We start from the raw sequence: 13,605 nt of genomic DNA, 5'->3' as shown, positions 1-13,605 counted from the left end.
CGCAGAGGCGGTGCCGGGAACGATCACATGGTATTGCTGCTGGCCGGTGAGGGTCTTGAGATGCGCTGCAAGGCGGGAGGGATTGAATAGATCGGGCATGGCGAGTGTCCTTTACGAGAGGGAGTGCTCGCCATGCTAATGAGGTTTGGTTTAACTGTGAATAAACAAAGAATGCAAAAAGAATGTAATTTGAATAATTCCTAAAAAATCAAATTTTATTGATTTCTTAATCGTTGTTTTTCACAAGGGGAAGTGATACGTATGTGAGGCGGGCACACAGGTGGACAGGTGGTGCGTTGCTTCGAGGGGGCAACAACGCATCCATTTTCTGGACGCCGTCAATGGAGGTGAATTTTGTCGTGTCGCTAAATACGGGCGACAACGGGAAGGAGATGAATAACTGGAATTGCCTGATGGTCTGTTGTGCTGTCAGTTCCGCGAGCCAGCCATCACACGGCGAGCTCGCGGTTCTTGATACTTAACCCGGCACCTTGCCGTCCACGCCTTCGACGTAGAACTTGATGCCATGCAGGAAGCCGTCATCGGCAACCGCATCCTTGGCGACTTGTTCCTTGCCGGTGTTGTCCTTGATCGGACCCTTCCAGATCGGCGCGGAACCGTCGGCGATGCCCTTCTTGCGTTCTTCGACCAGCGCCTTGACGTCGGCCGGCAGATCAGGATTGAAGCCGCCCAGGTCGATGCCGTTTTCCTTCAGGCCGATCCAGGTGGTGGAACTCTTCCAACTGCCGTCCAGCACAGCCTGCACGCGCGCCGTGTAATACACGCCCCAGTTGATCATCGATGCGGCCAGATGCGCCTTCGGACCGAAGCTGGTCATGTCGCTGTCCCAGCCGAATGCATAGACGCCTTTTTCCTGCGCGGTCTGCACCACGGCGGCGGAGTCGGTGTTTTGCATCAGCACGTCGACGCCCTGGCCGATCAGCGTGGTGGCGGCTTCACGTTCCTTGCCCGGATCGAACCACTTGTTGACCCAGACCACGCGGGTGGTCGCCTTCGGATTGATCGAACGCGCGCCCATGGTGAAGGCGTCGATGTTGCGCACCACTTCAGGAATCGGCACCGAAGCGACCACGCCCAGCTTGCCGGACTTGCTCATCTTGCCGGCGACCACGCCCGCCAGGTAAGCGCCTTCATACGTGCGCACGTCGTATTGCGCCAGGTTGTCGGCGGTCTTGAAGCCGGTGGCGTGTTCGAACTTGACGTCCGGGAATTCCTTGGCGACCTTCAGCATCGCTTCCATGTAGCCGAAGGTGGTGCCGAAGATCAGCTTGTTGCCGTCGGTGGCCAGTTGGCGCATCACGCGTTCGGCGTCGGCGGCCGATTCGGGGACGTTTTCGACGAAGGTGGTCTTGACCTTGTCGCCGAACTTGGCTTCGACCGCCTTGCGGCCCTTGTCGTGCGCGAAGGTCCAGCCGGCGTCGCCGACCGGTCCGATATAGACGAAGGCGACCTTCAGCGGCTCAGCCGGTGCAGGCGCCGGCGCAGCCGCCGCAGGGGCGGGCGCGGGAGCCGGTTCTTCTTTTTTGCCGCAGCCGATCAGTGCGGCGGCTGCCAGCGTGGCGAGCATCGCAATCGAGGCTCTGCGCGAAATTTTCATGTGTTTCTCCCTAAGCGTTGTTGATGGACTTGCAAAAATTAAGAACGATACAAGCGGCTGCAAAAAATCACGATGCCCCCGGACGGAACGGTTTGCCCAGCGAGGCCGGCATGTTCAGGCGGATCCAGTCGGGGTTGCGCGAGATCAGCGCCAGCACCACGATGGTCGCCACATACGGCAGCATCGACAGGATCTGCGACGGAACCGTCACGCCGATGCCCTGCAGGTAAAACTGCAAGATAGTCACGCCGCCGAACAGCAGGGAGCCCAGTAAGACGCGTGCCGGACGCCATGTCGCAAATGCCGTCAGCGCCAGCGCGATCCAGCCGCGCCCGGATACCAGGCCTTCGACCCACATCGGCGTATAGACCAGCGACAGATAAGCGCCGGCCAGGCCGCAGCAGGCGCCGCCGAAGAGCAGCGCGACGAAGCGGATGCCGCGCACCGAATAGCCCAGCGCATGGGCCGACTCCGGCGACTCGCCGACCGCGCGCAGGATCAGGCCGGCGCGCGTGCGGTACAGGAACCACCCGATCGCCGCGCACAGCAGCAGCGCCAGATAACTCATCCAGTGCTGGTTGAAAAACGCCGGACCGACGAAAGGAATGCCGTTGAGGCCGGGAATACCGGCGCTTTGCGCAGGCAATGCCAGGCCGACGAAACGCTGGCCGATGAAGGCCGACAAGCCCGTGCCGAAAATCGACAACGCCAATCCGGTGGCGACCTGGTTGGTTGCCAGCACCAGCGCCAGCCACGAAAACAGCGTCGCCATCAGCATGCCGCAGACAGCACCCGCGGCGAAGCCCAGCAGCGGACTCCTGGTGGTGTAGCCGACCGCAAAACCGGCGATCGCCGCGACCAGCATCATGCCTTCCGCGCCCAGGTTGAGCACGCCGGCGCGTTCGTTGATCAGCAGGCCGATGGCGGCCAGCAGCAAGGGCGTACCGGCATTGATCGAGGCCGCGATGAGAGGAGCGAGTTGGTCCATGTCGTGTGTTCCTTTAGAGCGGCTGACAAAACGTCGATGGCAAGGCGCGCCGACGAAGACAGTACGAAAGTACGGCTAGGAGAAGCAACACCGCCAGCGGCGTTTTGTTAGTCGCTCTCATCCTTGTTTTTTCCAGCGCAGGCGATAATCGATCAGCGTGTCGCAGGCCAGCAGCAGGAACAGCAGCATGCCCTGGAACACGCCGGTGATCGCCGACGGCAGGCCGAGGCGCGATTGCGCCAGCTCGCCGCCCAGGTACAGCAGCGACATGATCAGTCCGCCGAATACCGCGCCGATCGGATGCAGGCGTCCGATGAAGGCGACGATGATCGCGGCGAAGCCGTAGCCCGGCGACACTGACGGCAACAACTGGCCGATCGGCCCGGCGATTTCAAACGCGCCCGCCAGGCCAGCGAAACCGCCCGAGATCAGCAGCGACATCCACAAGGCGTTGCGGCTGGAGAAACCGGCATAGCGCGCCGCATGCGGCGCCACGCCGCCGACCATCAGCGAAAAGCCGCGGAAGCTGCGCATCATGAACACCGCCATGACGATCGCCGCGATGATGGTGACGGCGAAACCGATGTGCAGGCGCGTGCCGCTCATCAGCATCGGCAGCATGAACTCGCTCGAGAACACCTTCGACTGCGGGAAGTTCATGCCGTTGGGATCCTTGAGCGGACCGTTGACGGCATACATCAGCAGCAGTTGCGCGACATAGGTCAGCATCAGCGACACCAGGATTTCGTTGGCGTTGAACTTGTCGCGCAAGAGCGCCGTGATGCCGGCCCAGAACGCGCCGCCGACCACGCCGGCCAGGATCATCAGGATCAGTCCGGCGCCGCCCGGGATGGCATGATCCGGCACATCGATCCACACCAGCATCGCGCCCGCGCACAAGGCGCCGACGGTGAACTGGCCCTCAGCGCCGATGTTCCAGATGCTGGCGCGGAAGCACACGGCCAACCCGAGCGCACACAGGATCAGCGGAATCGATTTGAGCAGCAATTCGCTGATGGCGCGCCTGCTGCTGAACGGATCGACCAGGAATACCTTGAGTCCCGCAATCGGATCCTTGCCCAGCGCCATGAACAGCAGCGCGCCGAGGAGCAGGGTCAGAATGATGGCAATCACCGGCGACAGATAGGTCATGCGGCGCGACGGCGTGCCGCGCAGCTCCAGGCGGAACGGCAAGGACGTGAAAACCGGGTTAAGCATGGGCAGCCTCCGCCCCGGCGCTCGGCGCCTCGGGATCGTCGTCATGCCACAAGCCGCTCATCCACAGGCCGACCTGCTCGCGTGTGGCCTGCTCGATGGAGATGGACGGCGACAACCGGCCCTTGGCGATCACATGCAGGCGATCGCACAGCGCGAACAATTCATCGAGTTCTTCCGAGATCACCAGCACGGCGCAGCCCTCCTGTTTCAATGCGAGGATTTCCGCGTGGATTTGCGCGGCGGCGCCGACATCGACGCCCCAGGTCGGCTGCGCGACGATGAAGACGCCGGGCCGGCGTTCCATCTCGCGGCCGACGATGAATTTCTGCAGGTTGCCGCCGGACAGACTCTTGGCCAGCGCATCGGGGCCGCTCGCCTTCACCTTGAAGCGTTCGATGATGGAGGCGGCGATCTTGCGCGTATAGCCGAAGTCGATCATGCCGTGCTTCACGTAGGGTTGCTTCTGGTGCGACAGCAGCATGTTGGCCGACAGGCTCAGCGTCGGCACGGCGCCGCGGCCCAGGCGTTCTTCCGGCACCAGGCCGAGGCCGCGCGCGCGGCGCGGGTTGGGGGCGAGATGGCCGACCGCCGCGTCGCCGAGCATGATCATGTGGGGCGCGGCGCGCTGGTCTTCGCCGGACAGCGCGGCCAGCAATTCCTGCTGGCCGTTGCCGGACACGCCGGCGATGCCGACGATCTCGCCGGCGCGCACCTCGCACTCGATGTCCTTGAGTTCGGTGGCAAACAAATGCGCCTTGGGCAGCGACAATCGGTTGACATGCAGCTTGCGTTCGTTGCGTTGCGACTCTGGATTGCGTTCGCGATGCAGGCGCACCAGTTCGTCGCCGATCATCATGCGCGACAGGCCGGCGCTGGTTTCATTGCGCGGATCGCAGTTGCCGGTCACGCGGCCGCCGCGCATCACGGTGGCGCTGTGGCACAGCGCGCGGATTTCGTCGAGTTTGTGGCTGATGTAAAGAATGCTGCAGCCTTCGTCGGCCAGCTTGCGCAGCGTGACGAACAGCTTCTCGACCGCCTGCGGCGTCAGCACCGAAGTCGGCTCGTCGAGAATCAGCAATTGCGGATTGGTCAGCAGCGCGCGCACGATTTCCACGCGCTGGCGTTCGCCCACCGACAGCGTATGGACATGGCGGTTGGGTTCCAGTTCGAGGCCGTACTTTTCGCCGGTCTGGCGGATGCGCGCCACCAGATCCTGCATGTCGGTGTCCGATTCCAGCCCGAGCGCGATGTTTTCGGCCACGGTCAGCGTGTCGAACAATGAGAAGTGCTGGAACACCATCGCGATGCCGAGTTTGCGCGCGACGTGCGGATTGGCGATGTGCACCGGTTCGCCGTTCCAGTAGATGTCGCCGGCATCGGGTTTGACGGTGCCGAAGATGATCTTCATCAGCGTCGACTTGCCGGCGCCGTTTTCGCCGAGCACGGCGTGGATCTCGCCGGGCGCGACGCTCAGGTTGATGTCGTCGTTGGCCAATACCCCTGGATAGGCCTTGCGGATGTGCGCAATTTGCAGGCGCGAAGGCGACGTAGCGGTCACGGATTTCCCCTTGCAGAAAGCGTGCGGCGCGACGCCGCTTCCAGGTTATTCAAATGTTCAGCGGAATTTACCATAGCCAAATTGTCGACAATCGTAAAAGTCCAAAAAATACTTCATTTGTTGCCGCCCCGGTGGGCCCAGCGCGTCGTGCGTTTTTCGATCACCGCGAACAGTTCGTACATGGCCATGGCCATTGCGCCGATCACCACCAGGCCGGCGAACGCCAGCGGCATCTTCATCGACGAGCCGGCCGACACCAGCAGATAGCCGATACCTTCGTTGGAGGCATTCATCTCGGACACGGTCGAACCGACGAAGGCCAGCGTGATGGCGACTTTCAGCGAGGCAAAGAAATACGGCAGCGAGCGCGGCAGGCCGACCTTGAGCAGGATGTCCAGGCGTTTCGCGCCGAGCACGCGCAAGACGTCTTCCAGTTCCGGCTCCAGCGTCGCCAGGCCGGTGGCGATGTTGACCATGATCGGGAAGAACGAGATCAGAAACGCCGTCAGGATCGCCGGACCGGCGCCGATGCCGAACCACACCACCAGCACCGGCACGAAGGCGGCCTTGGGCAATGCGTTGAAGGCTGTCATCAGCGGATACGCGGCGGCGTACAGCATCGGCGACGAGCCGATCAGGACGCCCAGCGACACGCCCACCGCCACGGCGATGGCGAAACCCACCATGGTGACCCAGAAGGTGGAGAGCGCGTGGTGCGCGATCGGCCCGGCGAATTCGATCATGGCTTCGATGATCGCCATCGGGGCCGGGAAGATGAACTCGGACACTTCCAGCACGCTGCAGATGAATTGCCAGATTACCAGGATGGCGATCAGCAGCAGCCAGGGCGCCAAGGTCTTCGCGGCTTTGTTCAGATGGGAAGGTTTTTTCATGTTCGTCTCCGCTCGGGTATTTCTCAGGTGTTGCGCACGCGGCCGATATGCTCGCGCAGCTCGTGCACCAGGGCGTTGAACGGATCGGTGTAAGTCAGTTCCAGCTCGCGCGGACGCGGCAACGGATTCTCCTTGCGCGCCACGATGCGACCTGGGCGCTTGCTCATCACATAGATGGTGTCGGCCAGGAAAGCCGCTTCGCGCAGGTCGTGCGTGACCAGGATGACGTTGAACCGGCGCTCGGTCCACAGGTCGCGCAGCACGCACCAAAGTTCTTCGCGCGTGAAGGCGTCGAGCGCGCCGAACGGTTCGTCCAGCAGCAGCATCTTGGGTTCATGGATCAGCGCGCGGCAGATCGAGGCGCGCTGCTGCATGCCGCCCGACAGTTGCCACGGAAATCTGTCGGCGTAGCCGTCGAGGCCGACGGTCTTCAGCAGCTTTAGCGCACGCTCGACATATTGCGCCTTGTTTTTTTTGATCTCGCGGCGATAGGGCTCGACGATTTCAAGAGGCAGCAGCACGTTGTCGAGCGTGGTGCGCCACGGCAGCAAGGTCGGCGCCTGGAAAGCCATGCCGACGAACTTGAGCGGACCGGTAACGTCGGCCCCGGCGATGGCCACGCTGCCGCGCGTGGGACGCTTCAGGCCGGTCGCCAGCTTCATGAAGGTCGACTTGCCGCAGCCGGACGGACCGACTATGGCGATGAATTCTCCCTGCTTCGTCTGCAGGGAGATGTCTTCGATCGCAAATTCGTCGGAGCCGTCGTAGGACAGGAAGACGCGGCGGAAATCGACGAAAGCGTCGCTCATGGTTGTTTCAGCGCGCAATGTTATTTCCCGAAGACATTCAGTTCGGCCTTGGACGGCAGGAAAGCGGAGGTCCAGATCTTGTCGGGATTGACGCGCGTCTTGGTAGCGTAGGCGTCGGACACTTGCGAAGCCATCAGCGTCAGGCGCGGCAGGACGATCTGCCCGAATCCTTCGGCTTTGGCATGCGGCGTGGCGATGGCGCTGGAAATGGCCAGCTTGAGGCGGCGCAGTTCCAGTTTTTCGTCGATCAGGCCGTCGCGTTCCTTGAGCACTTTGATCGCCGCTTCGGGATTGGCCAGCACATCCCTGGTGGCCTTGGCGAAGGCGCGTAGGAAACCTTTGAGCGCTTCCGGATTGGTCTTCATCAGGCTCTCGTTGGCGATGATGGCGTTGCCGTACAGCTTGACGCCATAGTCGGGATACAGCATGACATTGATGTCCTGATCCTTGATGCCGCGCGCATTCAGGTTCAGCAGCGAAGTGAAATAGAAGCCGGTGATGGCGTCGACGTCGCCGCGCACCAGCATGGTTTCACGCAGCGGCGGATCCATGCTGATCCAGTTCGCTTTGGAAGCATCCAGTCCGTTGGCCTTGGCGAAGATCGGATAGCCGCGGCGGCCGGCGTCGAACACCGGCGAGCCGAGCTTCTTGCCCACCAGGTCGGCCGGCGTCTTGATGCCGGTTTTCTTCAGCGAAAAGATCGCCGCCGGCGTGTCGTTGTAGACCATCATCACGGCCATCGGCTTGCCCGGCGAGTTGGGATTGTTGGCGGTGAATTCCATCAGCGCCGCCATGTCGGCGAAGCCCATGTCGTAGGTGCCCGAAGCCACGCGGTTGACGGCGTTGCCCGAACCGCTGCCGGCGTCGATGGTGACATCCAGTTTTTCCTGCGCGAAATAACCTTTGGACTGGGCCACCAGGAACAGCGCCGACGGGCCTTCAAAGCGCCAGTCGAGCTGGAACTTGATCTTGGCGGCTTGCGCGAATGCGCTTGAGCAGGCGGCGCCGAGCAGCAGCGCGGCGGTGTATTTGAGCAGTTTCTTGGCTGGCATGGAGCGATCCCTGTCAATGGGTTGGCGATCAGGAGTACTGGCAATGTCGCCAATGCCCCCGGTTTTGTTTTGCAAACGATGTGCTTGGAAAAGCATTTACTGTGCCAAGAGCGCATGAGTGCTCGACAAAGCTCTTTCGGACGTCGCGAGGATGATGGCGGGCGATGGCGGAAAAGTAGTGGCGCTGTCGACTTTCTCACGGCAATCATTTTGTCGACAATTTAAAAAATCATTTGCAACAATTTGGTGCTTGGTTGCACCTGCATGGAAAGGATCGCACTAAATCCAGTATTCTTACGCGCTTGTAAGCCTTATGAAGACTGGGGTATAGAACAAAGCCATCCTGATGCCGCGCCTCCGCATTCTGTCAACAATCTAAAACTCATTTCCCTCTGTGCTCATACGCGACTTGCGATTGCAGCGCCTGGCGTCGGCTTTTTGACGCGCTTGGCATCGCCGACACATTTTCAATATGGCGCTTTTTTGCTGGCATGGCGTTTGCATTATCGAACCCGGCGGATTGAACATCGGCAACTGTCGATTGCAATATGCCCGGCCTTGTTTGACATGGGTGAGCAAATGAAGGAGGCGCGTCATCGGATGAACGGTTTGCGGTTTGTCCCACGACGAATTGCACGATGCGCGCATGGGATCCGGATTTATTTTTCGTGAAATGTAAAAGGGAGAAACGTATGAAGAAAAGTGCAATGGGGATGTGCTTGACGACCGCCGTGCTGGCCGCATCGGCCATGGGCAGCATGCAGGCCAACGCCGCCGACTGGTCGGACAATTCGATTGGTATTCGCTACGGCACCAAGTTTGCGGAGCCATTCAATTCGCAGGACATTTCCAAGAAAGTGGTCAACTTCACGCACGCGAGCGGTTATAAATACGGCACCAATTTCCTGAACGTCGATTTGCTGACATCCGACAGCAAGGACAACGAGGCGCAAGAAGCGTACATCGTCTATCGCCACACGCTGGATATCGGCAAGATTAGCGGCAAGGACCTGTCCTTCGGCCCGGCGCGCGGCGTTGGCTTCACACTGGGTTTTGACTGGAACACCAAGAACGATCCCGGTTACAGCTCGCGCAAGCGCATGTATGTCGCCGGTCCGACATTGATGATGGATGTGCCGGGTTTCCTGAACATCAGCTTGCTGGCGCTGTGGGAAAGCAACCAGCCGCTGAACAACGGCGTGCGCATGTCCAGTCGCTATTCATACGACACGCATCCGATGCTGAACGCAGCCTGGGGTATTCCATTTGGCACCAGCGGCTTCGCGTTCGAAGGCTATGTGAACTACATCGCAGCCAAGGGCAAGAACGAATTCGGCGGCGGCACGGCGCCTGAGGTGAACTTCGACGGCCAGATCATGTATGACGTCGGTATGCCGCTGGGCATGGGCAAGAACACGTTCCGCGTCGGCCTGGAATACCAATACTGGCGCAACAAGTTCGGCAACCCCCATAACGTCCCCGGCTCGTTGGCCAAGACGCCGATGATCCGCGCTGAATATCATTTCTGATCGGTTCTGCGGATGGCTTGGCGTGGGCGTCGCGACAAGCCGTTCAGTTCCGGCGGCACCGTTGGAACTTGGATGCCGGGTCCTTTTTGACCCGGCATTTTTTATTGATGATTTGGCCGGATAATGTCCTTGGCATGCCTCATGCTCATCCTTATTGGCGGGAGGCGCATCGGATTTTGTCAACAAATGTGGTGCGCGGTGGTGATGAAATGGTGCCGGCGCCGCACCAATTGTGATGGCGCGCACTAAAACAGGCGTGCTGCGATACCGCTGGAATGCAGGCTAGCAGGGAAATATGGAGCAAGGCCGCCACCTGGCTGCAGTGAAAAAATTGTCGGCAATGTTGTTTTGAAATCCTCTCCGGCGGATTAACGATATAAATAATTTACAACCAGATTTACAAACCAATTCACAAGCGGAACGTCATGGAAGCGTACATCTTGGACTGGCTCAATCTCTTGCTGCGCTGGCTGCATGTCATCACGGCAATTGCATGGATAGGTTCGTCGTTCTACTTCGTCTGGCTCGACAACAGCCTGACCAGACCGGACGATCCCGAACTGCTGCAAAAGGGCGTCGGCGGCGAACTGTGGGCGGTGCATGGCGGCGGGTTCTACAATCCGCAAAAATATCTGCTGGCGCCGAAGACGCTGCCCCGGAATCTGCACTGGTTTTTCTGGGAATCGTACAGCACCTGGCTGTCGGGCTTCGCACTGTTCTCGGTGCTCTACCTGTTCAACGCCGGGACCTTCCTGGTCGACAAGCATGTACTCGACATGTCGGCCACGGCCGCCGTGTTTGCGGCACTGGCTTACCTCGTCGCCGGCTGGCTGGTGTACGACGCCATTTGCCGCCTGTTCGGCGACAAGCCGGGCGGCGACCGCGTGGTCGGCGTGCTGGTCACCTTGTATGTCATCGTCGCTGTATGGGTGGCCTGCCATGTGTTTTCGGGGCGCGCGGCCTTCCTCATGACCGGCGCGTCGCTGGCGACCGTGATGAGCGCCAACGTGCTGTTCTGGATCATTCCCGGCCAGCGCAAGATGGTGGCGTCGATGCGCGCCGGCCAGAGTCCCGATCCCATCCACGGCAAGCGCGGCAAGCAGCGCAGCGTGCACAACACCTACTTCACGCTGCCGGTGATCTTCGCCATGCTGTCGAACCACTACAGCATGACCTACGGCGCGCCAGCCAACTGGCTGGTGCTGTTGCTGATCATGCTGGCCGGCGTGCTGATACGGCAATTCTTCGTGCTCAGGCACAAGGGCGTTTTCAAATGGCAATATCCGGCTGCGGCGGTCGTCATCCTGGCCGGCGTGGCATTCTGGATTGTGCCGAAGTCGGCGTTGCAGCCTGCGCAGGGTGTTGCGACAACGGTGTCGTTCGCCCAGGCGCGGCAGGTGGTCGAGACGCGCTGCATCCAATGCCATGCCGCCAAACCGACGCTCATGCCGGTGCCGGGCAAGGGCATTCTGCTCGACAGCAAGGACGGCATCTTGCAACATGCCCAGCAGATTTACCAGCAGGCGGTGGTGCAGAAAGCCATGCCGCTCGGGAATATGACCAACATCACCGACGATGAACGCGCGGTGCTGGGCAAGTGGTTCGAGGCCGGCGCCAAGGGCGAATGAAACAGATTCCGCAAGGGCGATAAAAAAGGCTGAACGCAATGTTCAGCCTTTTTGTTTTTGTGCGACCAGTTTGTCAGCCCCGGTACGGATGCTGCTCGCGCCAGTGATTGGCGATGTCGATGCGGCGGCAGATCCAGACGCGCTCATGCGATTGCACGTAGTCGAGGAAACGCTGCAAGGCTGCAAAGCGTCCCGGTCGGCCGAGCAGGCGGCAGTGCATGCCGACCGACAGCATTCTTGGCGTTTCTTCGCCTTCGGCGTACAGCACGTCGAAGCTGTCCTTCAGGTATTGGAAGAACTGCTCGCCGGTGTTGAAGCCTTGCGGCGTGGCGAAGCGCATGTCGTTGCTGTCGAGCGTGTAAGGCACCACCAGATGCGGCTGCAGGGCGCCGTCGGCGCACGCGACCTTGGTCCAGAACGGCAGGTCGTCGCCATAGTAATCGGAGTCGTAGACGAAGCCGCCGTGCTCGACCACCAGTTGCCGCGTGTTGGGCGAATCGCGGCCGGTATACCAGCCTTGCGGATCGACCCCGGTCAGCTTGCGGAAAATCTCGACGGCGGCGCGCATGTGTTCGCGCTCGGTGTCGATATCGACGTTCTGGTAATGGATCCAGCGCAGGCCGTGGCAGGCGATCTCATGGCCCAGTTCAATGAACGCCTGCGTCACCTCCGGATGGCGCTGCAAGGCCATGGCGATGCCGAATACGGTCAGCGGCAACCGGCGTTTCTCGAATTCGCGCAGGATGCGCCAGACGCCCACGCGCGAGCCGTATTCGTAGATCGATTCCATCGACAGGTGGCGCGCCGGATAGGCGGCCGCGCCGATGATCTCGGACAGGAACTGTTCCGACGCCGGGTCGCCGTGCAGCACGGAGTTTTCGCCGCCTTCTTCATAGTTCAGGACGAACTGCACGGCGATCCTGGCTTGTCCGGGCCAGTTGGCGTGAGGGACGTTGCGACCGTAGCCGATCAGGTCGCGCGGATAATTGTCTGCTTGTTGCATGTGTTCTTTATGGTGATGGATATGGTCAGGCGGGCATTGTCATTCGGCGCGTTGCAGCGTGTCAAAGGCCTGGCGCGACGACATCCCGCCCTGTCGCCGCTCACGCACTTTTGCCCAACACCGAACGCAAATCAAAGTGATCGGTGTCATCGGGACGAACGCGGTCTTCACACAAGTGCAAATGGTGTGCCATGTGCTCCTGCGCCAGCGCGACGTCGCCACTTTCCAGCGCCGCGAGCACGGTATCGTGCTCGTCGAAGGAGCAGGCGTTGTGTCCCGGCGCTTCGGTCTTGGCGATCATCAGCGTGGTGCGCGAGACCAGCTTGCGCAGGGTTTCGACCAGCAGGGTATTGCCGGTCAGTTCAGCCAGCGCCAGGTGAAACTGCGCCGACAGGCGGATCCAGCGCGGCCGGTCGCCGGTCAGGTAGGAGTGCCGCTCTTCCTCGACCATTTTGCGCAGGCTGGCGATCTGGCGCGTGCTGGCTTCGCGGCCGACCTTGTCGAGCACCGCGTATTCGATGATGTTGCGCAGCTCGAACATGTCCTTCACTTCGGTGTTGGACGGACTGGCGATGAAGGCGCCGCGGTTGGCCTCGAGATCAACCATGCCTTCCGCGGCCAGGCGCGACAGCACCTTGCGCACGGTATGCCGGGCGGTATCGTAAATCTGGCACAGGACCTGCTCTGTGAGCTTGGTGCGCGGCGGCAGGCGATGTTCCATGATGGCGTCGTAGATGTCCTGGTAAATGCGTTCTTCCACGGCCGGCGAGTGATCGCGGGCGGTGGTTTGCGAAGCCAGGAAAGAGCGGGATGTCTTGCTTGGTTTAGTCATGGCGGTCAGTAGATGACATCAGAGGTTGGATGGACGAACGGTCATTTGCAACAGAGCAGGAGTCATACCGGCAAGCGATATTGTCGACAATAAATAAATTGATTTGCGACAAATTGGTGAGTTTATGCACCAAAAACGGTGCGATCGCCCAGGCAGTGCACCATGAGAAAAAATGCGGTGTACGCGATTCTTCGATGCGGCGGCGGACCTGCCGACAATCGGGGGCGCGATTTTTCCAGAGAAATCGGCGCATCTTGGATTGTTGACAATTTTTTTTGGTATTTTTCATCGGACATTGCTCATGCTTTTTGACGACGACTTTCCATCCTATGCAAGAAGCGTACTTGCCGCGCGATTTTGTCATTGACGGAGCGGCTGGAGCGGCCAACCGTTTGCGGCCCAACTCTTCTACAATCATGGACCGGCCGTTTTTGCTGCACGCGCATTCACCATGCGCATACTTTTACTCGTCTACAC

General features: G+C 60.5%; 13 protein-coding genes. 3 read left to right on the top strand and 10 right to left on the bottom strand.

Annotation, left to right across the window (positions count from 1 at the left end; all coding sequences use genetic code 11):
* Positions 1-478: 478 nt before the first annotated feature.
* The 7 genes from RV1423_RS15050 to RV1423_RS15020 all read right to left on the bottom strand — a co-directional run bounded on the left by RV1423_RS15050 (position 479) and on the right by RV1423_RS15020 (position 8,136).
* Positions 479-1,618, bottom strand: coding sequence for a BMP family ABC transporter substrate-binding protein (locus RV1423_RS15050; RefSeq protein ID WP_034298084.1), 1,140 nt, complete (start codon positions 1,616-1,618; stop codon positions 479-481).
* 67 nt (positions 1,619-1,685) lie between these two features.
* On the bottom strand, positions 1,686-2,606 hold the full coding sequence (locus RV1423_RS15045; protein WP_034298081.1) for an ABC transporter permease: 921 nt from the start codon (positions 2,604-2,606) through the stop codon (positions 1,686-1,688).
* A 117-nt stretch (positions 2,607-2,723) separates the two neighbouring features.
* On the bottom strand, positions 2,724-3,824 hold the full coding sequence (locus RV1423_RS15040) for an ABC transporter permease (protein ID WP_034298078.1): 1,101 nt from the start codon (positions 3,822-3,824) through the stop codon (positions 2,724-2,726).
* A complete protein-coding gene (locus RV1423_RS15035; protein WP_034298076.1) occupies positions 3,817-5,382 on the bottom strand; it encodes an ABC transporter ATP-binding protein in 1,566 nt (521 codons plus the stop codon). Before RV1423_RS15035 ends, RV1423_RS15040 begins: the two co-directional genes overlap by 8 nt.
* A 113-nt stretch (positions 5,383-5,495) precedes the next feature.
* On the bottom strand, positions 5,496-6,275 hold the full coding sequence (locus tag RV1423_RS15030; protein ID WP_034298074.1) for an ABC transporter permease: 780 nt from the start codon (positions 6,273-6,275) through the stop codon (positions 5,496-5,498).
* 23 nt (positions 6,276-6,298) lie between these two features.
* Complete coding sequence (locus RV1423_RS15025) at positions 6,299-7,084, bottom strand: ABC transporter ATP-binding protein (protein WP_034298071.1); 786 nt, start codon at positions 7,082-7,084, stop codon at positions 6,299-6,301.
* Between the two features lie 20 nt (positions 7,085-7,104).
* A complete protein-coding gene (locus RV1423_RS15020; RefSeq protein ID WP_034298102.1) occupies positions 7,105-8,136 on the bottom strand; it encodes an ABC transporter substrate-binding protein in 1,032 nt (343 codons plus the stop codon).
* A gap of 264 nt (positions 8,137-8,400) precedes the next feature.
* Here RV1423_RS15020 and RV1423_RS30380 point away from each other — a divergent pair, with 264 nt between their 5' ends.
* From RV1423_RS30380 to RV1423_RS15010, 3 genes are all read left to right on the top strand, one after another.
* Positions 8,401-8,808, top strand: coding sequence for a hypothetical protein (locus RV1423_RS30380; protein ID WP_197034944.1), 408 nt, complete (start codon positions 8,401-8,403; stop codon positions 8,806-8,808).
* Positions 8,809-8,828: 20 nt separating this feature from the next.
* Positions 8,829-9,665 (top strand): outer envelope protein, encoded by an 837-nt coding sequence (locus RV1423_RS15015; protein ID WP_034298069.1) that lies wholly within the window; start codon positions 8,829-8,831, stop codon positions 9,663-9,665.
* Between the two features lie 425 nt (positions 9,666-10,090).
* A complete protein-coding gene (locus RV1423_RS15010; RefSeq protein ID WP_034298066.1) occupies positions 10,091-11,293 on the top strand; it encodes a urate hydroxylase PuuD in 1,203 nt (400 codons plus the stop codon).
* A 73-nt stretch (positions 11,294-11,366) separates the two neighbouring features.
* Here the strand turns inward: RV1423_RS15010 and puuE are convergent, their stop codons facing one another.
* The 3 genes from puuE to RV1423_RS29845 form a co-directional block, all read right to left on the bottom strand.
* Positions 11,367-12,296, bottom strand: a complete 930-nt coding sequence (gene puuE, locus RV1423_RS15005; protein WP_034298063.1) for an allantoinase PuuE — start codon at positions 12,294-12,296, stop codon at positions 11,367-11,369.
* A gap of 100 nt (positions 12,297-12,396) precedes the next feature.
* The gene (locus RV1423_RS15000) at positions 12,397-13,128 is read right to left on the bottom strand and encodes a GntR family transcriptional regulator (protein WP_034298061.1); all 732 of its coding nucleotides are present in this window, start codon (positions 13,126-13,128) and stop codon (positions 12,397-12,399) included.
* On the bottom strand, positions 13,121-13,546 hold the full coding sequence (locus tag RV1423_RS29845; protein WP_155835115.1) for a hypothetical protein: 426 nt from the start codon (positions 13,544-13,546) through the stop codon (positions 13,121-13,123). Before RV1423_RS29845 ends, RV1423_RS15000 begins: the two co-directional genes overlap by 8 nt.
* Positions 13,547-13,605: the final 59 nt, after the last annotated feature.

The sequence above is a fragment of the Herbaspirillum sp. RV1423 genome (assembly GCF_000577615.1).
GTDB lineage: Bacteria > Pseudomonadota > Gammaproteobacteria > Burkholderiales > Burkholderiaceae_D > Herbaspirillum.
Note: the sequence above shows the minus strand (reverse complement) of the source record. Positions and strands in the feature narration are given on the sequence as shown.

What these genes read in the sequence shown, in the direction of transcription:
- RV1423_RS15050 (WP_034298084.1), bottom strand. Translation starts at nt 1,618, where the DNA reads ATGAAAATTTCGCGCAGAGCCTCGATTGCGATGCTCGCCACGCTGGCA.
- RV1423_RS15045 (WP_034298081.1), bottom strand. Translation starts at nt 2,606, where the DNA reads ATGGACCAACTCGCTCCTCTCATCGCGGCCTCGATCAATGCCGGTACG.
- RV1423_RS15040 (WP_034298078.1), bottom strand. Translation starts at nt 3,824, where the DNA reads ATGCTTAACCCGGTTTTCACGTCCTTGCCGTTCCGCCTGGAGCTGCGC.
- RV1423_RS15030 (WP_034298074.1), bottom strand. Translation starts at nt 6,275, where the DNA reads ATGAAAAAACCTTCCCATCTGAACAAAGCCGCGAAGACCTTGGCGCCC.
- RV1423_RS15025 (WP_034298071.1), bottom strand. Translation starts at nt 7,084, where the DNA reads ATGAGCGACGCTTTCGTCGATTTCCGCCGCGTCTTCCTGTCCTACGAC.
- RV1423_RS15020 (WP_034298102.1), bottom strand. Translation starts at nt 8,136, where the DNA reads ATGCCAGCCAAGAAACTGCTCAAATACACCGCCGCGCTGCTGCTCGGC.
- RV1423_RS30380 (WP_197034944.1), top strand. Translation starts at nt 8,401, where the DNA reads ATGGAAAGGATCGCACTAAATCCAGTATTCTTACGCGCTTGTAAGCCT.
- RV1423_RS15015 (WP_034298069.1), top strand. Translation starts at nt 8,829, where the DNA reads ATGAAGAAAAGTGCAATGGGGATGTGCTTGACGACCGCCGTGCTGGCC.
- RV1423_RS15010 (WP_034298066.1), top strand. Translation starts at nt 10,091, where the DNA reads ATGGAAGCGTACATCTTGGACTGGCTCAATCTCTTGCTGCGCTGGCTG.
- puuE (WP_034298063.1), bottom strand. Translation starts at nt 12,296, where the DNA reads ATGCAACAAGCAGACAATTATCCGCGCGACCTGATCGGCTACGGTCGC.
- RV1423_RS15000 (WP_034298061.1), bottom strand. Translation starts at nt 13,128, where the DNA reads ATGACTAAACCAAGCAAGACATCCCGCTCTTTCCTGGCTTCGCAAACC.
- RV1423_RS29845 (WP_155835115.1), bottom strand. Translation starts at nt 13,546, where the DNA reads ATGATTGTAGAAGAGTTGGGCCGCAAACGGTTGGCCGCTCCAGCCGCT.